The organism is Sphingomonas sp. IC4-52, from assembly GCF_020707225.1.
Taxonomy (GTDB): domain Bacteria; phylum Pseudomonadota; class Alphaproteobacteria; order Sphingomonadales; family Sphingomonadaceae; genus Sphingomonas.
Map to the genome: position 1 here is coordinate 16,735 of NZ_JAJFEU010000006.1, position 22,931 is coordinate 39,665.

Genomic DNA, 22,931 nt, shown 5'->3' on the forward strand with positions numbered 1-22,931 from the left:
CGCGCTTGTGCGGTGCCTCCTCCGACGGGCGCTCCGGCGGCTGCGCCGTCGTCGCGGCTCTCTCTCTTTTCACATTCTCAAGGAGTTTGACATGGGACTCTTCGATTTCCTCGGCCGTCTCGTGGACGAGGACGCACGGCAGCGCGCAAGGGTCCGGATCCCCGTCGAGCGCGACCTCACGCGCTGTACCGGCACGACAGCCGTCGCCGACCAGCACTACGTGCGCCTTGTGCTCAGCGAACTCTTCCTGAAGAGCAACACGCAGTGGTTCACGAAACGGTTCCCCGTCGTCTACTCCCTCATCGCGATGACCTACGGGGACCAGCCCAAGCTGGAGCTCCCGAACGTCTCCGGCAAGAGCAAGTTCGAGATTAAGCAGGCCGACCTCAACCGCTCGATCCTGCGGCGTTACCCGCTCACCCCCCTCCTGCCGTTCCGCGGCGGCGAGGTGGAGATCGACCTTGGGCTGGTGTCCCTGAAGGCCTCGGACCTCGCACAGGCCTTCGCGAAGACCGTGAGCGAGGTGGCTGGCGCGGTCAGCCTGGGCCAGGTCGTAGCGGTCGCCAACATGGCCTCGGCCGTCGCGGGCGGCGTGCAGTCGCTCCTGGGCGCCGGCGAGAGCTCGACGAGGCTCGCGGCTCACGACCTGCTGCTCGGCAGCGGCGCCGACGGAACGCTGACATCCGGCTACGTCCTTCTGTCCGCCGTGGAGGCGTCGGCGCTCCCGCAGTCCGGCGCCACGATGGCCTGGATGACCGACGACGGCGTGCGCTTCGGGCCGGATGCCGGCCGGCTCCGGGCGCCCGATCCTCAGGATTACGTGGTGCTCCAGATTCAGCTGACCACCACGCGCGACGACTGGCAGTCCCTCGGGACCATCGGCAAGCCGCTTGACGACGCGATCAACGCTAGGGCCCAGGGAGATACGGACCGCGCGCAGACGCTGCTCAATCAGGCCGTGGCCGCCGCTCTTACCAGTCCCGACCTGACACGGGCCGACGCGAGGCGGGTCGCCGCGGCGGTCCGCCGCTACTTCCAGGACTATGCGGCCATCGAGGCCACCATGGAGGACGCGCGGGCGCGGAACGCCGCGACCACGGAGGGGAATGAGACCCTCGACGTGGCCGAGCGCAGGCCAGAGACGCTGCACCTCGGACCGGCCGTGATGAGCTACGGCGGGGACTGAGTGGTCCGCTCCCGTCTCCGGTCTCGACGAGGCTGCGGGGCGTGAGATAGCTGCCGCTGGTCTGCGCGTGTTGCCCTTACTGGCTGTTATGCAAACGCAATTCCTTTGCGCTTCGAGCAGATCGTCCGATGCGAGAAGCCGATCGATACGAGGCGGGTGACGCAGGCGATCGGGCGCGTGATCCACGAACGGGCCGATCTCTGAGCAGTGCTAGATCAGCAACTTGTCCACCAGCCCTCTGCTGACTGGGCTACGGAATCGCCCCCAGACTTGCCTAGATGAGCACTTCCGAAGACCGCGCCGCGGGACCATTTAGGTTATGACGAGCGGCAGCTATCCGTCTTGAGATGCTGCATAGCTGCCCGGCAGGAACGTCCCAATGTCGGCCGTCCAGGACGCCTGATTGGCGAGATGAACGAACGGCGGCTTCCGGGATCGACGGCGGATCGGTCGAATGGCCGAGATTGGGGCGCATAGCTGCCCCGCGCCGCGGCAGAGCCGCGTCGTCGATCGACACGCCCGGTGGGGCCGGGCGGCCGTCGGCCGGGCGCGACGCTTTGCTGAATTTAGCGCGGCGATGCCGCGCTAAATTCAGGCGTCGTCGCCCATCCTCAACGCTGCGATGAACGCCTCCTGCGGTATGCTCACCGAGCCATATTCCCGCATGCGCTTCTTGCCTTCCTTCTGCTTCTCCAGCAGCTTGCGCTTGCGCGTCGCGTCGCCGCCATAGCATTTCGCGGTCACGTCCTTGCGCAGCGCCGCGATCGTCTCGCGCGCGATCACCTTGCCGCCGATCGCCGCCTGGATCGGGATCTTGAACATGTGGCGCGGGATCAGGTCCTTCAGCCGCTCGCACATGCCGCGCCCGCGCGTCTCCGCGGTGCCGCGGTGGACGATCATTGACAGCGCATCGACCGGCTCGTTGTTCACCAGGATGCTCATCTTGACGAGGTCGCCCTCGCGATAGCCGATCTGGTGATAGTCGAAACTGGCATAGCCGCGGCTGATGCTCTTCAGCCGGTCATAGAAATCGAACACCACTTCGTTCAGCGGCAGTTCGTACGTCACCTGCGCGCGCCCGCCGACATACGTCAGGTTCTTCTGGATGCCGCGGCGGTCCTGGCACAGCTTCAGGATGCTGCCGAGATATTCGTCGGGGACGTAGATCGTCGCCTCGATCCACGGCTCGCTGATCATCGCGATCTTGTTGGGATCGGGCATGTCGGCCGGGTTGTGCAGCTCGATCCGCCCGCCGTCATGCGTCAGGTCGATCTCGTACACCACGCTCGGCGCAGTAGTGATCAGGTCCAGGTCATATTCGCGCGTCAGCCGCTCCTGAATGATCTCCAGGTGGAGCAGCCCCAGGAAGCCGCAGCGGAAGCCGAAGCCCAGCGCCGCGCTCGTCTCCATCTCGAAACTGAACGATGCGTCGTTCAGCCGCAGCTTGCTGATCGATTCGCGCAGTTTCTCGAAATCGTTGGCGTCCACCGGGAACAGCCCGCAGAACACCACCGGCTGCACTTCCTTGAACCCGGGCAGCGCCTCGGCCGCGGGCCGCTTGGCATCGGTCAGCGTGTCGCCGACGCGCGCCTGCGCCACGTCCTTGATCTGCGCCGTGATGAAGCCGATCTCGCCCGGCCCCAGGTCCGCCAATTGCTCGATCTTGGGGCGGAAACATCCCACGCGGTCCACCAGATGCTGCGTGCCCGCCTGCATGAAGGTCACCTGCTGGCCCTTCTTCAGCGTCCCGTCGATCACCCGCACCAGGATGACGACGCCGAGGTACGGGTCATACCATGAATCGACCAGCATGGCCTTCAGCGGCGCGTTGGGATCGCCCTTGGGCGCCGGGATCCGCTCGACCACCGCGTCCAGGATCTCCTCGATGCCGATGCCCGATTTCGCGCTGGCCAGCACCGCGCCGCTCGCGTCCAGCCCGATCACTTCCTCGATCTCGGCCTTCACCTTTTCCGGTTCGGCCGCGGGCAGATCGATCTTGTTGATGACGGGCACGATCTCATGGTCATGCTCGATCGATTGATACACGTTCGCCAGCGTCTGCGCCTCGACGCCCTGCGCCGCGTCCACCACCAGCAACGCGCCCTCGCACGCGGCCAGGCTGCGGCTCACTTCATAGGCGAAATCGACGTGCCCCGGCGTGTCCATGAGATTGAGGACATGGCCCTTCCATTCCAGGCGCACCGTCTGCGCCTTGATGGTGATCCCGCGCTCCTTTTCAATCTCCATGTTATCAAGCACTTGCGCCGACATCTCGCGCTCGGAGAGGCCCCCCGTGCGTTGGATCAGCCGGTCGGCCAGCGTCGACTTGCCATGATCGATATGGGCAATGATCGAGAAGTTACGGATCTTGGAAAGCTCGGTCGCCACGTACGTCTACCAGAATGAGAGATTGCCGCGCGCGTTAGCACCTCCCGCCGCAATGCCAAAGCGGCACCTTCGTCGCACCGCGCACCACCTTCGTCGCGCGATGATCAGCCCCGTCGCGGCACCGATGCGGCGCTCCGAACACGCGGCTAGATCCGCCGCATCAGATCAGGAGCAAATCGATGACCCGCACTCTCTTCTCGCTAATGGCCGCCTTCGCCGCCAGCGCCCTCTGCCTCGTCCCCACGCTATCCACGGACATTCCTCAAGAGATCGTCCTTCAGCAGGTCGCATGACGTGTCGACGCTGGCGAGTGAAATGGCTCAGTGGTAAGTTGGCGGTACGGAACAATCCATCACACCGCAGATCGGGAGCGATGCGGTAACAACAACAGGGGGAATTGAGGATGCGCACTACACTCACCATCGCTGCAGCCGCCACGCTGCTTGCCGCGGTGCCGGCTACGGCACAGAACAAGGGCTCGTCTGCTCACCAGGCGCAGCAAAAGGGTGAAGCGCAGATCCCGGTGTGCACCAAGCGATTGGGAACGCTGGCGATCGTTGAGCCGGACAATCAGTGGTGGCGAGAATTGAACCTCGGCAGCCCCGAAGCCATTATCAAAATCTTCGTCCAGAAATCCGGCTGCTTCACCATGGTCAACCGCGGCCGCGCGATGGTCAGCCGGAACATGGAACGCGCCATGGCCGACTCTGGAGAGCTGCAGGCCAATTCGAACCTGGGCAAAGGCCAGGTTCGCGCCGCGGACTACTTCCTGCAGCCCGATATTGTCACCGCAAACCGCAACTCCGGCGGCGGTGGCCTCGGAGGCGTGATTGGCGGCGTCGGCGGACTCTTCGGTGGGGCTGGCCGCGCGATTGGTGCGATCGCCGGAGGCATCAATGTGAAAAAGGGTGAGGCGAAGACCACGCTGAGCCTCGTGAACGCGCGCACCACCGAGGAAGAAGCCATGACCGAGGGCTATGCCCGCAAGTCTGACATCAGCTTCGGCGCGGGCGGCGGCGTTTTCTCCGGCGGCACCTTTGGCGGTGCTGCCGGGGGCGGCTATCAGGATACGGCGATCGGCCAAGTGATCGTGCTGAGCTACCTAGACGCCTACACCAAACTGGTCTCCCAGCTGGGCGGTCTTCCGGCCAACGCCGCAGCTGCTGCTCCACGCGCGCAGTAATTTCGAGTGGGGCGGGCAGCCGTCCGCCCCACCATCATCGCACGCCTCAGCCGGTCCATTTCGAGGTTCCGGTCTCTAAAATCCTCGCTCCGCTCCGCAGCAGGCCGATCTCGTCGCGCACGACGCGTCTTCTAGTGCATGGCCGGAGAGGGCCCGCGACCTGCGGATCACCAGTTTCAGGCGGTTCGAGGGGTGGCAGGAAAATACGGCGATTAGCCTCTTGCTGCGCTGGATTTCGCTGATATAAGCCGCCGCCTGCCGCCGGCTCCAACCGGTTGGCATCTGGTCGGGGAATAGCTCAGCCTGGTAGAGCACTGTGTTCGGGACGCAGGGGCCGGAGGTTCGAATCCTCTTTCCCCGACCATCTAATCCTTACATTCGCTTCTTGAGACTGCCGCCCTCCGAGCGTTCTGCGGGAGAGGCGACGGTGAGCTTTGCATAGCATTTAAATAGTCAAGCGAGCACATCATCACTGCGCGCTCAGAGGCGTGACAGCGGGAGCCGCATGCCGCACCGCGTGAAGCATCACTCCCGCTGCTGTTGACAAATATCTCCGCGGCGGTGTGTTTGCCTCGTCGGCGCAGAGGAGACTGAGCTATGGCCGCCAAACCGGTCACCATGGCGGATACCATGCACAGTGTTTTCAAGCAGTGGTACGAGCGTGGACGCGAGACCGGACGTACGCCGCCTCACGAACAGTCTCGACATGCCGCTGACGGTGCGCTTTCAACATGAGCACCCTCGCCCTTGCGTTGAAGAATCACGTCGACACACCGTTGCTCGCTACGCTGAACCAGCATCTATCACAGGCCAAAGAGCTGGTTCACCAGCCCGAACTCGCGCGACCCATCAACCAGGCAGGCTATGTCGAAGGCATTTGGACCGACAGGTCGGGCCTTTGCTGGCTGGTCGGCTGGATGATCGAAGACACTGTGCTGGACCGGTCGGTGATCATCCTGGATACTGCTCGAACCCCGGGAGGCATTGCTCTTAGCTTGGCCCCGCGTGCGGATCTCGCGCCCGGCGCAAAGGCGTTTGTGGCCGTGATGAGCTGCGCGTGGCAGGCTGATCCTGACCTGCCACCCCAGATTGTGCTGGCGGACGGGAGTGGACGCTACCTGGAGCCTTTGAGTCCAACACCCCTGACCTCCCCGGATGCGGTCTTACCGATCATTCGAGATACACTCGACCGAGCCACAGGGCCTCACCGCGCCGCACTGCTGGAGTTGGTGCAAGCCAACCGCGACTGGTCGCCGCAGGAATCAACCGTCGATCGCGTGCAGGTGGACGAGATTGCCGTGCTGCCGGGCTTTGGCGCCTTTGTAAACGGCTGGGCGCTCAGCCCGCGCAGACGAGCCGAACAGTTCATTCTCAAGGCAGGCACTCACATCATTCCGGCCGACCCCCGCAGCCAATCTCGGTTTACCCGCACCGACCTGATCCAAGCGCTTCCTAACGTCGAACATGCCCTGGAGACGGCGGCTTTCGTCACCTTGTTTCGTGGCCCCATCGATCGCGCTTTGTTGGACCGACTTACGCTGAGAGTTGTGTGGGACGATGGCACCATCACCAACACAGCCATTGCCCCTGCGGTTGTACGCGTGCTGGGGCTGACCTCACCGCTCGACTCGATTTCCCGCTTCTACCCGGCGGTCGAGGTAGAGCACTTCTTTGCCGATTTTGCGCGTCAGGCGGCCATCCATGCACAATCCCTGGCTGAGCGTGTTCAACCCTATGATTTGAACCCGGCCGGATCAGTGCTGCTACTGGCGGCGCCCAGGCAACCAGCCGATATATTCCTGTTGTTTGATCAAGCGTGCCAGCACGTTGCCTCGTTGCCTGAGGATTGGGGCATCGCCATCGTCGCACGTCCGGATGACACCCGAGGTCTCGTCCTGACGCTGTTCGCGCAATTGCAACGAACAACAAGCCGCCCCTGCAGCCTGTTTTTTACCAGCGACACCGATCCCACCTCCGACGTAATTGAGAGAGTCGCAGCGGCGCTTTCTTGCGAACGGCTGGCGTGGGTAGACGGCCGGGTGTCGTTGACCAGCAACGGCTGGCGCGAAGTGGGCGAGCAATCCGCCAGTCTCGCGCTGCTCGCGATCAATGACCCGCTCGAAAACTCACCGGCTATTGCCAACCTCAGTGCCTTTGTTGGCGATGTCACCGAGTGGAAGCGCTTGCGTTCCATAGCGCCGCCCCAAATCGGTGGAATTCAGCTGCCACCGCAAAACGCGCCTTTGCCGGTCGTACCCGACGCCGCGCTGTCTTTGGGGCGGCGCGGCCATTCGTCGTTCACGCTCAAGATCAATGAGGCGCTCCATCGTGCTCATGGATAGCGGCGATATCCGTGTGCCTGCCGGCAACAAACGGATCGCCATCTACAGCCACACGCACCCTTCGCTTACGTCGGGCGGGGCGGAGATCTCAGCATACAACCTGTTCCGCGGGCTCCGCGCTCTTGGGTGGGATGCAATCCTGATTGCTGCCTGCGACGAAAGCCTGAGAGACAAGATCGATCTCGGTCCGAACGAATTCGCTTTGCCGGTTCGCGGCGGCATCTACGATCACTTCTACCATATCTCTTCGGTCGAAGTCCGGCGATCGCTCGTCAGGCTGCTCCAAGAACAGAACGTCACGCTCTTCAACGCCCACCATTTCCTGCACATCGGCATCGGTGCATTCTCGGACATCGTTTCGGCGGGTATCGACGTGGTGTTCACCATGCACGAGTTCCTGGCCATCTGTCACAATCATGGCCAACTCGTCACACGACCCGGCCAGACACTTTGTCACGGCCCGTCACCCTCCGCGTGTCAGCGATGCTATCCGGAGCACAGCAGGCAGCAATTCGCAGTACGGCAAAGCCAGTTCGCGGCTGCACTTGATCAGGTGTCGGCGTTCATTGCCCCCAGCCAGTTTCTTGCCGACAAGATGGTGGAGCAGGGCGTCGTTGCCGCGCGGGTCAGCATCATAGAGAATGGGGTGCCACATCCGGCACGCCCCCCCTCCTCCCGGCACTCGCGTGACAACTGGCGGTTCGGATATTTCGGCCAGATCAACCCGTTCAAGGGCGTTGGCGTGCTCCTGGACGCCTGTGCAGTGCTGGCGCGCCGTCCTGATCTTGCCGCAAGGATACGGATCGCCATCCACGGAAACTTCATCGGACAGCCAGCCGCCTTTATCGACAGGTTCAATGCCGCCGTGGAGGAATATCCATTCCTCACCTACCTAGGGGCTTACGACAATCAGAACGTGGCTTCGCTGATGGCTGCCTGCGATTACGTCGTCATGCCCAGCACATGGTGGGAGAACTCCCCGGTCGTGATTCAGGAAGCCTTGGGCGCTCGTCGTCCTGTCATTTGCACCGGCATCGGCGGCATGGCTGAAAAAATCATCGACGGCGAAACCGGGCTCCACTTCGCTCGCAACGACCCTGCTGACCTTGCCGACCGCATCGCACAGGCCGCAGATGAGGCGCTTTTGGCCAAGCTTCAGAGCGCGCTCCCAACGCCGCCGACCCCGATTGAAATGGCCGAGCGCTATGCAGCCGTGTTCGATCAGGTTGCAAAAACAACCGCTTGATCAATCCACCATTCTGTCGATCTCGTCGGGCGGAATGTCGTTGAAGAACTCCAATCCCGCCTCGCGGACAACATCATAGAAGACGCGGTAGCGCTTCGCATACGTCTCCCGCATCTGCCGCAAAGCCGCTTCACTTAGCCGCTCGCGCATGATGTCCTGAGGATCGTTGTTGAGCATTTCGTCGACGGTAGCGGTGGGAAGGTCGTAGAAGGAGGTGAGCTCCCGCACCCGCGCGTCCGCCTGAACGATGATCGCCGGTTTGCCCACCTGCATGAAGACCACTCCGCCGTGGAAGCGGTCGCCGAAAAATGCTTCCTTGCCTGTGGCGAAGCCTCTCCATTTTTCCGTGCTGCGGAACATCCAATAATCGTTAAAAGGCAGGTTGAACCCAAGCTCGACCCCGCGCCGTCTCACCTCCTCAGGCGAAACTTCCCCCGTTGCATCGTTGTAGATAACTCCCTGCGGATCAGCTGCTTGCAGCGTGCTGAAGAAGTCGTTCTGGAACACATAGCTCGTTTGGAAACGCTGGCCGATCCGCACCACGGCTTCCAGGCGCCTGTTGTCGTCTTGACGTGTCAGGCGCCCGGCGGTTGCCACCCGCAACAAGGGGCCCACCGTTGCGGGGCTCCGTATGCTCATGATGTTACGGGGATAAACGAACAGGCTCGGGCAACCCAGCGCCCGCGCATTGGTCAACCCGACGGCGTGCAACCATGTTTCGGTTTCTCTTCCGCGGCCCCCAAAGATAGATGCCCGCCGATTGATTGTGCTTAGCAGCGCGAACAGGCTCGGATCCACTACATCAGGGGTAGGCTCGAGCGCTTCTTGTATCCCGATCCCCAGCGCGACAATCTCGCAACGAGTCGCCGCTAAGAGTGCGATTTCGCGACCCCGAGCGCCAATACTGCGGCTGTCCCCATTATCCTTTGCCTCCCGGGGTCGGATCATGTTGGCATATCCCAGCACGATGGCGTCGAAACGACGATCAAGTTCGGCGGCATCTGTCGCCCTTTGATCCGGCGCGACCGGTTTGTGTCGGAACAACTTCTGCGGCGCTTCCAGGTGAACCAGATTGCCCATGTTTCGAGAGGTCAGGCGAACGCTCTCTTCGATCTGGGCCAGCGTTTCCGCAGGTGACAGGATTTGGTCCGGGCGGCCGGAGACGCGGTGAAACAGCAAGCGCAGCGGCGCCTCAGAGGGCGAGCGCTGAAGCCTTCGCTGAGCTCTTGCCTTGGTTCGCTCCTTCGCCCTTGCGCCCGCCCGCGCTCTGGCACGCCGAAGCGCGAAGGAGTTTGTGGCGTCACTCACCTTTGCTCTCCTGGCTGCGCCACCCGTTCGCATTGCTCCGGCTACCGGACAATGTCACGATCTCGACGTGTACCATACGTTGATTTGCTTGAACCTTCGAGGCTAGCAGAGCCGGATGGCCGCTCACGTTCTCCGCCTTTCGATCAAGATAGCGATCTGGTTCGTGGGTCTGTCGCTCGCGCTCGTCGCGTTGTTTCGTTTCGTGCCGCCGCCGATCACCTTCACGATGATGGGCGACCTGCTGTCAGGACGCTCGATCACCAAGGAATGGCGATCATTGGCACAGATTGACCCTGATATGGCGCGTGCCGCCATTGCCGGGGAAGACGCGAAGTTTTGCACTCATCATGGCTTCGACTTTAGCGCGATTGCCGGTGCTGCCTACCGCAATGCGCAAGGGGGAAAGATCCGAGGCGGATCTACCATCAGCCAGCAGACCGCCAAGAACGTCTTCCTGTTCCAGGGCGGCGGCTATGTACGCAAGGCCTTTGAGGCCTGGTTCACCGTCCTGATTGAAGCAATCTGGGGTAAGCGCCGGATCATGGAGGTGTACCTCAACGTCGCGGAAACCGGAATCGGCACCTATGGGGTGGAAGCCGGCGCCATCCGCTACTTCAATCACTCGGCAAACAGGTTGTCGGCCACCGAGGCGGCGCGGATCGCAGCGGTTCTTCCGCTGCCGAAGAAGCGGGAAGCTGTCACGCCCACCGGCTTCGTGCGTCGCCATGGCAACGCGATAGCCCGGCATGTCGGGGTTGTTCGGCGCCAGGGACTGGACGCCTGCCTGCGGTGACTTGCCGGGCCCAGCTCGATTACTTGGTCGCGCCGTCGATCGCCGCGCCTGCCTTGTCCGCCGTCTCGCCGACGCTCTGAGCGGCCGAGGTGATCGCCTTGGTTTCCAGGCCCTCGTTCTTCGACTGATTGAACAGGAAGAATGCGGCCACCACGACGGCAAGTAGAACGGCAAGCCCGATCAACATACCGCTTCCGCCGCCGCCGCGCCGTTCGATGATCGTGGTATTTGGCGTCGACGTCTCAGTTACACGTTCGTCGGTCATGTTACGCTCCATCGTTACCGATGAGCCGCAACGCAGGGCCAATCTTGGTTGTTCCCTTTGCGGAACGGGTGGAACCTCCACCCGCTCCGGGACCCGGATCAGAACGGGAGCTTGAAGCCCGGCGGCAGCGGAAGGCCACTGGTCATTTTCGCCATCTCCTGCGACGACGCGGCATCTGCCTTCGCGCGCGCGTCGTTGAAGGCAGCAGCAACCAAATCCTCCAGCATCTGCTTGTCGGCAGGCACGATCAGCGAATCATCAATGGAGACGGAGAGGATACGCCCCTTGGCCGTCGCCTTGATCTTCACCAGCCCTCCGCCGGACACGCCTTCCACTTCGATCGTGTCGAGCGTGGCCTGCGCCTCGTCCATCTGCTTCTGGACGTTCTCCGCCGCGCTCTGGGCTGCGGCGAGAAGTTCGTTGATATCCTTCACGCGTGGTTCCTCTTCTTGGGCCAGTCAATCAGTTCGGCGTCCGGAAACGCCTCAAAAGCAGCCTTTACCAGCGGAGACGCGAGCACCGCCTGCCGCTGTGCTTCCGCAGCCGCATCGGCGGCCTCTTTCAGCGTCGCCTCACCCGGCGCATCCAGCATCGAAAGCTTCCACGCGATACCGGTCATTCCGCGCAAGGCCGTGGTCGTTTCCGCCAGCGTATCGGCGGCAATAGGCCGCGTGCCGCTGAAGACGATCTCCGGCGGGTCATAGCTGACGACCCGCGCGCCATGGGCCAGCCGGACGGCCAGCAAATGATGCCCCTTTTCCTCCATCTCCTCCACAAGCGCGGCGAAGGTGGCTGGCAACGCCGGCTTCTCAGGCGGAGCCGGCGTGGTCGCCGGCGGGGGAGCAGATGGCTGAGCAGAGCCGCCCTCGCTCAAAACGCGAGCGAGTTCGCCCGGATCCGGAAGGCTCCGTGCATGAACGATCCGCAGCAAAGCCATTTCAGCCGTCTCGATCGGGAGCGCAGCCTTGGCGACCTCATCATGCCCCTTGAGGAGCAGTTGCCACAAGCGATGCAGCATCGGGAAGGACAGCTTCCCCGCCCAGTCGCGGTAAGCCTCCCGCTCTTCGGCGGGCTGGGCGGGATCTTCGGCACTGCCGACCTTGGCCAACGTCACGCCGTGAACGGCTTCCAGCAAAGCCCGCAACACGCCTTGCGGGTCAACGCCGAAGTCATATTGCCGGCGCAGCGCCACCAAAGCGCCCGGCGCATCTCCCGCGAGCAAAAGCGCCAACAGGTCCCGTACGGCACTTCGGTCGGAAAGGCCCAGCATCTCGCGCACCGCCCCTGCCGTGACCCCACCCCCCTGCAGGTCGGCATGGGCGATCGCCTGGTCAAGGATCGACAGACCGTCGCGAGCGGAGCCCTCAGCGGCGCGGGCGATCAGCGCCAGCGCCTCCGCCTCGGCTGCAACGCCTTCCTGCTGGCTGACAGCCGCGAAATGCTCCGCCAGCTTGTCGGCAGGAATACGCCTCAGGTCAAAGCGCTGGCAGCGTGACAATACCGTCACCGGCACCTTGTTCACCTCAGTTGTGGCGAACAGGAACTTCACATGACCGGGAGGCTCCTCCAGCGTCTTCAGCAGGCCGTTGAACGCCGCCTTCGACAGCATGTGAACTTCGTCGATGATGTAAACCTTGTACCGGGCGGAAACCGCGGCGTAGCGTGAGGCTTCGATGATCTCACGAATGTCGTCGATGCCCGTATGGCTCGCGGCATCCATCTCGATCACATCGATATGGCGGCCTTCCGCAATCGCCCGGCACGGCTCGCAAACGCCGCACGGGTCGATTGTGGGGCCGCCGGTTCCGTCGCGGCCCACGCAGTTGAGCGCTTTTGCGATCAGCCGTGCGGTCGACGTCTTGCCGACCCCTCGCACCCCGGTGAGCAGGAACGCATGCGCGATCCGATCGCGGCGAATGGCGTTCTCCAGGGTACGAACCATCGCTTCCTGGCCGATCAGCGCTTGAAACGTCTGCGGTCGATATTTGCGCGCCAGCACGCGATAGGCTTCGCCACCGCGCTTCGGCTGAACCGGTTCGTCTAGGCCAAGAAGGGAGTCGGTCATCGCAGCCTATCTAGGCGCACAGACCATGCTTGTCGAAGGGGCAACGCCGGTCGGCACACGCGCGGTCCCGTCAGGCAAGGCGCCTACGACCGTCCATATCGATGTCGGAGAATGCTGCGGTGGGAGCCGGAACGACCCGCGGCGAAATCGTTGTGGCTGCTTCCGTCAGGATCTGACCAGGTTGGCGACGACCACGTCCGCCCGACTCCCGCGCGCCATATGGCCGAGCCAGGCGAGCGGTTCAAGCCCGTCAGTGACTTGGCTAGGGAATGCGGACGGTGAGGCCATTATGCTCCGATTTCAGGACGATCTGACATGATAAGCGGCTGGTTCGTGCCGCATTCGGTGCGAGATCGAGCATATCTTCCTCTTCTTCGGTCGCCTTCGGCAGGCGGGTGAAGTCATCGGGCGCAACGATAACGTGGCAGGTCGCGCATGCCATCTGGCCCTCGCAAGTGCCTTCAAGCGGCATTCCGACCCGCTGCCCTACCTCCAGCAATCGTTGGCCCGGTGACGCATCGGCTTCCACAACGGACCCATCCGGTGCCTCGAAGCGAACCTTCATGCCGCAACCTGTTGTGCGTCGGCCGCAGCGACGATCGTCTCCAACGCTTCGCGCATTTCTGTTTCCGTCGTGTAGCGCCCGAACCCCAACCTGATTGAAGACCGGGCATCGGCATCAAGCAATCCGATCGCCTTCAGGACATGAGACGGTCGACCTGAACCGCTGGCGCAGGCCGAACCCGCTGAAAAGGCGACGTGTCGGCAGTCACTCATCAGCCTGTTCACGTCCAGTCCACGCCGTCGCACGTTGAGATTGCCGCGGTAGCGGTGCTCCTCCGATCCGTTGATCGTCCATCCGCTCAACCGTTGCGTTGCGATCTCCCAGAGCTGGGCGACATGGGCCGAATCGGCGTCATGCCGCTCCATCATGAGCCGGGCAGCAACGCCGAAGCCCACGCACAAGGCGGGGCTCAACGTGCCCGAACGGCCAAGTTCCTGATCCCCGCCGTGAAGAAGTGGCTCCAGCGTCACGCCGTCCCTGATCCACAGCGCACCGACGCCCTTGGGGCCGTGGATCTTGTGCGCCGAAAGCGCAATCATGTCGCATTCTTCCGGGATGGCGACGCGGCCATAGCCCTGAACCGCATCGCAGAGCACCAAGGCACCATTTTGACGCGCGATACGCGCCAGCTCCGGAATAGGTTGAATCACGCCCACTTCATTGTTGACCAGCATGGCGGCAAGTAAACCGGCCCCCTGCCCCAGAACTCGGCGCGCCACCCAGAGGTCGATCCGGCCATCGGGCCGCACCGGCAGCACCGTAATCTCCCGGCCACGCGCCCCCTCCGCTCGCGCGGTATCCAGTACCGCAGCATGTTCGCTTGCGATGGTGACCACGGAACCGCGGGTGCCCTTAACGGCCCAGTTGAGCGCTTCGGTGGCACCGCTCGTGAAGACGACGCGGCCACCATGGGGAAGCAGCGCCGCAACCTGCTCACGCGCGACCTCGATCGCCGCCTTGGCTGCACGACCTAGCCGGCTTGCAGAGTGAGGGTTGGCGTACTGGTCTCGCAACCACGGAACCATCGCCTCGAACACCTCTGGCGCCAAAGGCGTGGATGCCTGATAATCGAGATAGATCATGCAGCAAGGATCCGGGCGCCGCGCGCTAAGCTGCGCCACGCATGAATGAAGCGATCGATATCTGCCTCCGTCGTCGTGCGCCCGAAGCTGACGCGCACCACTTCTCGGGTTTGCTCTTCGGTCCAGCCCATGGCCCGGAGCACATGGCTCGGCTTGAGGCTGCCGCTGGCACAGGCGCTGCCCGCAGACACCGCAATTCCTTCAAGATCGAGGCGGATTAGCTGCGCGTTGGCACTCACGCCAGGCAGCCGGTAGCTGCCAATCGCAGGATTTCGCGGAGCATTCTCGCCCACCACCAGGCCGCCGGAGCGACGTATCGCGTCATCCAGTCGCGCGCGGCGGGCGGCGTGATCCGGTTCGGGCTCTTCCAAGGCAGCTGCATAGCCGAGTGCGGCCGGCAGGTTCTCCGTCCCCGCTCGGTAACCGCGCTCCTGTCCCCCGGTCGGAAGCAGCGTTCCAAGATCTCGAACCAACAACGCCCCAATACCGGGCGGCCCGCCGCGCTTGTGCCCGGAAAGCGCTACGAAGTCAGCCAAATCGGCCAGTTCTGAAGTTGCCGGCATCTGTGCCGCATCAACGAACAACAGCCCATCGGCCTCGTGCACGACCTCGGCGATTTCCCTGAGCGGCTGGAGCACACCGGTTTCACTGTTGCACCATTGGATGCACACTAGCGGTCGTGCCGACTTCGAATTCGTTCTTTCCGCGCCCGAACGAAGCTGCTCGCGCACCGCCTCCGGGCTGACGCGCCCATCACCATTGACCGACACATACTCGGCCTGATCCCCCGCCGCTCGCATCGCGGCATCATGCTCAACCCGGGAAACAAGCCGGCGCCCCACAATGCCTCGGCGAAGCGCTATCCAAAGCGACTCGCTGGCACCGCTCGTCAACAGCACCTCACCGCGCCAGCCATAAGCTGCGCCGATCGCAGAACGCGCCTCCTCAAGCGCTGCACGCGCGGAGCGCCCCTCGGCGTGAGGAGATGAGGGATTTGCCCATATTTCGACACCCCGCAGCATGGCGTCACGCGCTCGTGAAGTCATTGGAGTCGTGGCGGCGTGATCCAGATAGAGACGCTGAGGCAAAACTCGTTCCATATTCGGGTGCGATCCCTATATAGCCGATCGTTCAACGCGCCACATCCGCGGCAACAAACTAACAGAGTAACGATGCCCGAAGTCATCTTTCCTGGCCCAGAAGGCCGCCTCGAAGGGCGTTTTGCCCCTGCTCCCAAGCCGCGTGCGCCGGTAGCGATGATCCTTCATCCGCATCCGACGGCTGGCGGAACGATGAACAATCACATCGTTCAGGCCCTCTACAAGACGTTTCAGCGCCGTGGTTTCGCGACGCTGCGCTTCAACTTTCGCGGCGTCGGCAAGAGCCAGGGCACCTTCGACAATGGCGTTGGCGAGCTCTCTGATGCTGCCAGCGCGCTTGACTGGGTGCAGAGCTTCCATCCAGAGGCGTCGACGACCTGGATTGCTGGCTTCAGCTTCGGCGCCTGGATCGGCATGCAGCTTCTGATGCGGCGGCCGGAGATACGTGGCTTCATCTCCATTGCTCCGCCGGCCAATCTGTACGACTTCACTTTTCTTGCACCCTGCCCCTCCTCGGGGATCATCATTCAGGGCGCCGAAGATGAAGTGGCCACCCCGCCGGCCACCCAGAAGCTCGTCGATAAGCTTCGCACGCAAAAGCACATCACGATCCACCACGACGTGATCCCGCGCGCGAACCATTTCTTTGAGCATGAAATGGACGACCTGATGAAGTCGGTCGACAATTATCTGGATATGCGGCTGGACCCGAACTCCCCGATCCGCTGAACATTTCTGCCGGTGCGCTGCGCTTGGCCGTGCGCACCGGCCGCACTCACAGGCACCAAGGGCCCTCGTGACTGCTGAAACGCCGTCACCGCTCGTGTACGACGGCAGATCGTAGTCGAAGCACCGCCCTCCGGCGGTGCTCCTACCTTTCTCCTCAGTAATCCTTGGAATAGCGTAGCTGCGCGTTCGATCCGCCAAATGATCCTGCCTGGGTCAACACACTGAGCGACCGGGTGAGCGCGATCGTCAGCTGCGTCGCGGTGAAGCCGCGAGCGTCTGTGACGATCTCGATATAGATGTCGTCCGTCAGATACTTGCCGGCCGCGAGCGCAGTACCACGGCCGCTCGCCTCGTCTGCGCCAAGCACCCTCAGACGATCAAAGCCGGTTGCGGACCGCAGCTTACCTAGCGGATTTAGTCCGCCGCCCGAGCCCCGCAGCGAGTTCAATGCCGCTGCCAACTGGATAGCTTCGGTTGCGGACAGGTTTTCCGGGTTCGTGCCGAAGAGCAGCCGGCTCAACACCTCATCCTGCGGAAGGGCGGGATTAGACGTAAACGCAATTTGCGGACGCTGACCCGTGCCAGTGATGTTGATGACGAACGTCACCCCGTCGTTTTCGGTGGTTGCACGAATATCGAGGTCGGGGTCCGTCATCTCGCCGCCCCGGAAGCGAATACGGCCGCGCTCCACCTCAAACCGCTTGCCGGCAAAGGAGTATGTGCCTCGCACGAGATCCAGCCCGCCGGCGATCGTCGGCGCGGCCGAGGTGCCGCCGATCCGCATATCGGCTTCCCATTCACTCTCCAGACCCATGCCGGAAACGAACAACCGGTTATCGGCGCGCACCCGCATATCGAGGCGGAACAATCCCGGCGGCGATGCAGGTGGAGGGCGGTCGGTGATCCTGGCGGGTCTGATGTCGCTCTTGCGGCGCACACCGGTCAATTCAGGCACTTCGGCCGCACCCTGGCGAATGATCTCGTATCGCGCCTCGGGGATGGTCAGGTTCGCCTTGATCAGGCCACCACCCCGCCCGTTCGTGACAGAAACTGTTCCACTTGCCGTCGCGCCAACCGCGTCCGAACGCGCCAGTTGAGCGTCGTTGAGCCGAGCGTCGATCTGCATGGGATAGCCTTGGTCTGCTGCAAGGCTGACGAAGCCCTGAGCCCGAACCGAGCCATCGCCCGCCTTCGCGGTCAGACTGTCAAGCTGCAATCGATCCGCCGTGAACCGCGCCCGCACCGCCATGTTCGACAGGCGTGTGCCGTACGTCTCATTGTCATACGTCAGGCTGTCGGCGCGGATGACGCCATTCAGCTGTGGAGCCGAAACCCGCCCCGTGAAATCCGCCGCGACCACAACAGGACCGCTCAACTGCTGCTCTGCCAGCCCGGCAAGGCTGAAGAGTACGCCAGAAGGACCATTGTAGCGAATGCCGCCGCTCAGCGGCGCCGCCATCAGGCGCGACGCCCAGGAGCCGCCGGTACCCGCGGGGCGCAGAAAAGCTTGCGCCCGTCCGACGGTGGTCACCCCGCGCTTCACCAATGCGCGTAGCTCACCGCCATTCTGCACCAGCCGCCCAGCCACTACGACATCGACCGGCTGCGAAACGCTGGCCAGACTGGACCGTGTGAACCCATTGATCGTCATGCGGGCGTCCGCCTGCGGGAACGCGCTGGGACTGCTCTGCACGAAATCAAGGCTGCCCGTTGCTCTGCCGCCAAGGCCGAGGTTCGGAACAAGGGCGTTGGCGATCGACAGGTCCAGGCTGTCGAGGCGCATCTGCGCGGACAGGCCAGCGCCATAGCTACCCGCGATCCGCAAACGCCCCTGATCGAAGATCACCTGCGTCGGAGCCAACCGGTAGGTACCGCCGGTGGCGCTGATACGCGCAGGATTGCCGGTGCGGAAGTTGATGTTGTTGGCCTGCCCCTGCAGCGCCACCAGGTACTCGTCCGGCGACAGCCGGGCATTGGCTGCCAGACGGAACGGCACGCTATTGGAGCCGGTGAGCAATGCTTGAGCGGTTCCGCGACCGCCCGCATAATTCACCTTCATGCGACCGGCCTGGATCACGGTCGGCCCGTAGCGAAGGTCGGCCACCTGCGCATCGGCAATGACTTGCGGGTTGTCGTAAAGAACAACGCTGGCCTTCACGATCGCCCGGCCGATTACAAAGTCGACGTCGCCGGGGATCTGGGCGGCGTAGGCCCGGGCATCCACGTCCGCCCGCTGGTAACGGCCCTGTGCCCCCAGGCGTGCTGCGCCGGACAGGCCAGAACCGGCGAACTGCACCCTTCCGGCGAACGGCCCGGCCGCCGTTTGTACAACCCGACCCGAGAAGTTTACGCCCGCAAAGACCACGCGACGGATATCGATTGCAAGTTGCGCGCCCGGGCTAACGAGCACGTTGGCATTGAACGGCCCGTAGCTCGTCCCGCCGGTCGCCGTTACGGCATAGGCGCCGCCCCGTCCCACGATGCGTGCGTCAAGGTTCGCCAAGCCTACGCCCAGGCCCGGTCGCGGCGCCCGAAGGTTGACGACAGGAGCGGCCGCGCTCCCCGTGACGCGTGCGAACAGAGGTCCGTACTGGGAGGAATATGCGTCCGCTTCGAGGAGCACGGCCCCCGTGTTCAGGTCATATCGCCCGTTGCCACGCGTTATCTTGAATGACGGTGCCGTGACCCGGACGTTGCGGAAGGTGACCAGCCCATCCGTGTCGTACCCGAGATTCGCGACTGCAACGGCGTTGCCCCCGAGGAAGGTACGCACCCCGTCGTTGAAAATCTGGCGTGTCTGGATACCGACGCGGCCAATGATCCCGAAGCCGCCATTTGGCTTCGCCACAAGTTCTGCGTCGGTGTTCAGATTGATGATGCCGACACCGTCTACGCGAAAGTTGTTAACCCGGCCCTTGATGGCACCAGTATAGCGACCAGTCTCCATATTGGCGGCGACAATCGCCGTCGCGTCGATCGTGTCGGAGCGAATGCGCAAATTGTCGGACAGGATCGTCGGCATATCGATGGCAATATCGCCCTCGATGCGCGCATTCGTGGTCAGCCCGCCAAGCGCAGGGTTAAGACCCGTGATGCGCCGCGCCCGTGCCTTTACCGGGACAAGAATTCGATCGGCATCAACACGCGCCAACCCTTCAGCATAAACATTCTCGACGGTGGTCTCGCCGAACCCCAATGTCGTGGCCCGAACCTTGTAGTCCACCGTCGGCGTTCCGAAAGCGCCGTTCAGCACCACCCGGGCCAGGACATCGCGGCCCCGCAAGTTGGGCGCGATCGCTCCTGGCGTCAGCAGCTTGGCGTCAACGGCGAAGTTCCCGAACTGGCTGTTGGCGAGATCGATCAATCCGCCTGCATCGACAGCAAGCGCATCGGATTGCAGCTTGATGCGGGTATCGGCACGCCGCTCCTGCAGCGTGGTGTCGATCGCCACCTTCAACTGCGGGGCAGTAAGCCGCTCCACAGGCCCTTCGAGATACAGCCCCGGCCGGGTGAAGCCGCGCACCTCGATATGGCCATTCCGGGCCATGACGCCAAGGTTCGCGAGCTGTCCGCCGCCTAGGCTCGCGACGGCTTTGCCCTGCCAGGAAGCCCAGCTGCCCCTGCCGCCGATCGTGGCCGTCAGCGGCGCCTTGGTTCCGGCGAGTGACGCTACCACACCGCCAGCAGGCGCAAACAGCCGCGCGTCGAGATCAAGCTTGTTGTCCTCCGGCACGGCGTCGAGGCGCAGGCGAAGGGTGTCGCCGCCAGCCACGCCTGGGCCACGCAGCGCGGCGGCGTTGACGGCAAGCTGCGCCCGCCTGTCCGCGATGTGAGCCGAGCCTTCGATCCGGCCGACATGGCGCCGGCCCGCAACCGGCGGTTCCATGACAAAGCGCGCAACGCGCAAGCGATCGATATCGATATCGAGATCCGGCAAGAGCGGGGCGTTCGGATCACTCGGTTGCGCAATCAACTCCGGGTTGCGGGCCATGGTGATGAGCTCGCTTTGCAGGCTCTTCACATCCACATGATTATTGATGAACGCGAATGGCCGCCAGTCGACATCAAGGCGTGGCGACGAAATGAACACGCCCTTCGGGTCACTGACGCGAACATCCGTCAGTACCATTCGGCCATAAAGCGAGCCATCAACCCGCCCGACCTTGATGTTCAGGCCGCCGGCGGTGGTGTAATTGCCCAGTTGGTCTGCAACGAAGCGTCGCCCGGGATCGGTATTGATGCCGAAGACCACTGCGAGCAGCAGCAGCAACAGCGCCAGAACGGCAATGCCCAGCCATTTCAGGATCCGCTGCCACAAGGGCCGATGCACGATCACCGTCTGCACGGAGGCGGTTTCTTCGGCCATTAGAACGCCTGTCCGATCGAAACGTAGAGCGCGACTCTGCCATCGCCCTCACGCGGGTTTAAGGGCGTCGCCACGTCGACACGCATGGGCCCGAAGTTGGTGTAGAAGCGCCCGCCGATGCCGGCACCGAAACGAAGATCGGACGCCTTCGGGAAGGTACTCTCATAGGCATTGCCCGCGTCGATGAAGGGCACGATGCCGAAGTTTCCGAAACGATAGCGAGCTTCCAGCGCAAACTCGTTCAAGCTGCGGCCGCCGACTGGGCGCAAGTCACCGATGTCGATCTTGCCGTCTTCATCAGGAACGAGAGAGGAAACGGGCTCGAACGGTCCGAGACGCTGAAAGCCGTAGCCGCGCACGGATCCGCCGCCGCCACCGTAATAGCGGCGAGACGGAGCGATATCATCGCGATCCACACCCAGGATGGATCCGGCACGCGCCCGACCGGCGATCACCAACTTATCGCTGACGGGATAGTAGAACGTACCCTCCACCATCGTCCGCGCGTAAGGCCGAACGGAGCCCTGCACCGACGTCTCGGGACTGACGTTCAACTTCAAACGATAGCCACGCGTGGGATTCAACAGATCGTCCGACGTGTCCCACACTGCCTGGGCAGGTATTGCTGCAATACCGTAGGTGCGCCGCACACGTTCGTTGCGGCCGAAGTCGAAGACGCTTTCGTTCGTGCCGGTCAATTCCGCGCCGAACGCATAGGTGAAGCGCTTCTGCCAGATCGGGGTGGAATCATAGGCCCAGCGCACGAAGGCAGTGCCGGTGAACGCATCAAACGCATCATAATCGGCGTGATTGGCCGAAACGCCAGCCGAGAAGGTCCGATCGCGCTTTCCCGCATTCTGCCGTCGAAACGTCGCGGAGGCACCCTGCTGCTGGGTACCGCCTATGGCTGTGAGGATTAGCGCACCTTCGGGCGGGAAGAGGTTCCGGTGCGTCCAACTCCCCTCCACCTTGATGCCCTCGCCGGTACCGTAACCGGCGCTACCCGCCAGGCTACGCCACGGCCCCTTGGTTTGACGTACCAGGAGATCGACTTGCTCCGTTCCGTCCGGGCCTGGCTGACCGGTACGAACCGGCTCCACCCCTATGGTATCGAACAGTCCGGTGGCTACCAGCGCTTCGCGCAGATCGTCACGCTTGCGCGTGTCGTACAGATCCCCCCGCTTGAACCTGGGGAATATGCTCAGGTGATCGAGGTCGAATACCGCGTCGCCTTCGGTGCGGAGTACGCCAAAGGATGAACGCGGACCTGTTTCCACCGGCAATGTATAATCGCCGGTAACCGTCTGTTCGTCGAGGAGAATGTCCCTGTCGCCGACATCCACGAAGGGGTAGCCGCGCTGAGGAAGCACAAGCGCCACGTTCGCCTCTGCCCCCTGAACGCGCGCGGCCTCTAGCGGATCGCCTGTTCTGAGCGGAAGCTGCTCGCGCACCAGGTTCGGCGGCACCGTTGGCCCAGCCACGACGTTGATCGCGCCGAGCTTGTACAGCCGACCAGGGGTGGCCGTTAATACGGCGCGAAGCCGGCCTGGCTCCGTCCCGACCGTCTCGATGGTAGAACTGGCGACACCGTCGTAATACCCCAGCGACTTCATCAGGCGGATGGCGAGTTGCTCATCCTCCTTTGCCCGCGCATTCACCTGCGTGGCGTTGGTCGCCTTTCCGTCTCCATCTTCAAGCGCTGAGAGGGATTTGAATTCATCCTCGAGCCCGATTTCTTTCAGACCACGCACGGCCAGCTCATATCGGATCTGGGGCCGGTCATTTTCGGCAACGTCAGCGGCGGATTGAAGCGGAACCGTATTCGTGTTCGCCAGCGGCTGTAATGGCTGGTCAAGTTCGGGATCAGCGGCAGTTGCCGGCGGCATCGTCCCCGGGGGCACGACCGGAGCGGGCGCGCGCGCATCACCAATGGGCGGCAGCGGCTCCAGCGGAGCGTTGATGTCATTCGACAAGCTTGGCAGAGCCGCATCAAAGGCGGCATCCGGCACGATGGCTGAACCCGCGTCAGGATCTGCGGCGGGAGCCTGAGTCACTTCTTCGCGAGGAGCATCGGGCCCTCGCGCTGGCGCAGTGCCCGGCTTCGCCATCTGCGCGCCCGCCCCGGACGAGGCCGCTATAAGCGCGAAGGCCAGCCAGCGGTGACACCCCGAATTGAAACTCACGATTGCCCCTTTTCCACTCGGGGCCGCCCGATCTTTCGATACGTCCCCGTTCCGTCCAACGCCTTCTTGGAAGATAAGTTTCCTCGTTCAGGAACCTGCACCGCTGCGACATGTTGCGACATGTTGAGGG

General features: G+C 63.2%; 16 protein-coding genes, 1 tRNA gene and 1 other RNA gene. 7 read left to right on the forward strand and 11 right to left on the reverse strand.

Going from position 1 to position 22,931, the window contains the following annotated elements; translation table 11 throughout:
• Nucleotides 1–91 precede the first annotated feature (91 nt).
• On the forward strand, nucleotides 92–1,186 hold the full coding sequence (locus LK535_RS13955) for a hypothetical protein (RefSeq protein ID WP_227772541.1): 1,095 nt from the start codon (nucleotides 92–94) through the stop codon (nucleotides 1,184–1,186).
• Between the two features lie 591 nt (nucleotides 1,187–1,777).
• On the opposite strand, the gene lepA is transcribed toward LK535_RS13955, so the two are convergent.
• On the reverse strand, nucleotides 1,778–3,574 hold the full coding sequence (gene lepA, locus LK535_RS13960; RefSeq protein WP_227772542.1) for a translation elongation factor 4: 1,797 nt from the start codon (nucleotides 3,572–3,574) through the stop codon (nucleotides 1,778–1,780).
• 403 nt (nucleotides 3,575–3,977) lie between these two features.
• Here lepA and LK535_RS13965 point away from each other — a divergent pair, with 403 nt between their 5' ends.
• From LK535_RS13965 to LK535_RS13980, 4 genes are all read left to right on the forward strand, one after another.
• Nucleotides 3,978–4,757, forward strand: a complete 780-nt coding sequence (locus tag LK535_RS13965) for a CsgG/HfaB family protein (protein WP_227772543.1) — start codon at nucleotides 3,978–3,980, stop codon at nucleotides 4,755–4,757.
• Between the two features lie 287 nt (nucleotides 4,758–5,044).
• Nucleotides 5,045–5,121: transfer RNA gene (locus LK535_RS13970), tRNA-Pro, on the forward strand.
• 367 nt (nucleotides 5,122–5,488) lie between these two features.
• Nucleotides 5,489–7,099 carry a hypothetical protein gene (locus LK535_RS13975; RefSeq protein WP_227772544.1) on the forward strand — a complete coding sequence of 537 codons (1,611 nt, stop codon included), beginning with the start codon at nucleotides 5,489–5,491 and terminating at the stop codon, nucleotides 7,097–7,099.
• Nucleotides 7,092–8,345: a glycosyltransferase family 4 protein gene (locus tag LK535_RS13980; RefSeq protein WP_227772729.1), complete on the forward strand. Its 1,254-nt coding sequence runs from the start codon at nucleotides 7,092–7,094 to the stop codon at nucleotides 8,343–8,345. Before LK535_RS13975 ends, LK535_RS13980 begins: the two co-directional genes overlap by 8 nt.
• Here LK535_RS13980 and LK535_RS13985 read toward each other — a convergent pair whose 3' ends face one another.
• Entirely contained in the window at nucleotides 8,346–9,524 is a 1,179-nt protein-coding gene (locus tag LK535_RS13985; protein WP_227772545.1) for a polysaccharide pyruvyl transferase family protein, read from the reverse strand.
• Nucleotides 9,525–9,768: 244 nt separating this feature from the next.
• Between LK535_RS13985 and mtgA the strand changes: the two genes are divergently transcribed.
• Nucleotides 9,769–10,446, forward strand: a complete 678-nt coding sequence (mtgA, locus tag LK535_RS13990) for a monofunctional biosynthetic peptidoglycan transglycosylase (protein ID WP_227772546.1) — start codon at nucleotides 9,769–9,771, stop codon at nucleotides 10,444–10,446.
• A gap of 19 nt (nucleotides 10,447–10,465) precedes the next feature.
• Here the strand turns inward: mtgA and LK535_RS13995 are convergent, their stop codons facing one another.
• The 7 genes from LK535_RS13995 to LK535_RS14025 form a co-directional block, all read right to left on the reverse strand.
• Complete coding sequence (locus tag LK535_RS13995; protein ID WP_227772547.1) at nucleotides 10,466–10,711, reverse strand: hypothetical protein; 246 nt, start codon at nucleotides 10,709–10,711, stop codon at nucleotides 10,466–10,468.
• Between the two features lie 98 nt (nucleotides 10,712–10,809).
• Entirely contained in the window at nucleotides 10,810–11,145 is a 336-nt protein-coding gene (locus LK535_RS14000) for a YbaB/EbfC family nucleoid-associated protein (protein WP_227772548.1), read from the reverse strand.
• Nucleotides 11,142–12,776 (reverse strand): DNA polymerase III subunit gamma/tau, encoded by a 1,635-nt coding sequence (locus LK535_RS14005; RefSeq protein WP_227772549.1) that lies wholly within the window; start codon nucleotides 12,774–12,776, stop codon nucleotides 11,142–11,144. The genes LK535_RS14000 and LK535_RS14005 overlap by 4 nt, the downstream gene beginning before the upstream one ends.
• Nucleotides 12,777–12,891: 115 nt before the next feature.
• An RNA gene (ffs, locus tag LK535_RS14010) (signal recognition particle sRNA small type) lies at nucleotides 12,892–12,989 on the reverse strand.
• A 49-nt stretch (nucleotides 12,990–13,038) separates the two neighbouring features.
• A complete protein-coding gene (locus LK535_RS14015) occupies nucleotides 13,039–13,341 on the reverse strand; it encodes a 2Fe-2S iron-sulfur cluster-binding protein (RefSeq protein ID WP_227772550.1) in 303 nt (100 codons plus the stop codon).
• Nucleotides 13,338–14,423, reverse strand: coding sequence for a cysteine desulfurase family protein (locus LK535_RS14020; protein ID WP_227772551.1), 1,086 nt, complete (start codon nucleotides 14,421–14,423; stop codon nucleotides 13,338–13,340). Before LK535_RS14020 ends, LK535_RS14015 begins: the two co-directional genes overlap by 4 nt.
• Nucleotides 14,420–15,523 carry a cysteine desulfurase family protein gene (locus LK535_RS14025; protein WP_227772552.1) on the reverse strand — a complete coding sequence of 368 codons (1,104 nt, stop codon included), beginning with the start codon at nucleotides 15,521–15,523 and terminating at the stop codon, nucleotides 14,420–14,422. Before LK535_RS14025 ends, LK535_RS14020 begins: the two co-directional genes overlap by 4 nt.
• A 72-nt stretch (nucleotides 15,524–15,595) precedes the next feature.
• On the opposite strand from LK535_RS14025, the gene LK535_RS14030 reads away from it, so the two are divergent.
• Nucleotides 15,596–16,252, forward strand: a complete 657-nt coding sequence (locus LK535_RS14030) for an alpha/beta hydrolase (protein WP_227772553.1) — start codon at nucleotides 15,596–15,598, stop codon at nucleotides 16,250–16,252.
• 154 nt (nucleotides 16,253–16,406) lie between these two features.
• On the opposite strand, the gene LK535_RS14035 is transcribed toward LK535_RS14030, so the two are convergent.
• Both LK535_RS14035 and LK535_RS14040 read right to left on the reverse strand, forming a co-directional pair.
• On the reverse strand, nucleotides 16,407–20,618 hold the full coding sequence (locus LK535_RS14035) for a translocation/assembly module TamB domain-containing protein (protein WP_227772554.1): 4,212 nt from the start codon (nucleotides 20,616–20,618) through the stop codon (nucleotides 16,407–16,409).
• Nucleotides 20,618–22,726: an autotransporter assembly complex protein TamA gene (locus tag LK535_RS14040; protein ID WP_227772730.1), complete on the reverse strand. Its 2,109-nt coding sequence runs from the start codon at nucleotides 22,724–22,726 to the stop codon at nucleotides 20,618–20,620. The genes LK535_RS14035 and LK535_RS14040 overlap by 1 nt, the downstream gene beginning before the upstream one ends.
• Nucleotides 22,727–22,931: the final 205 nt, after the last annotated feature.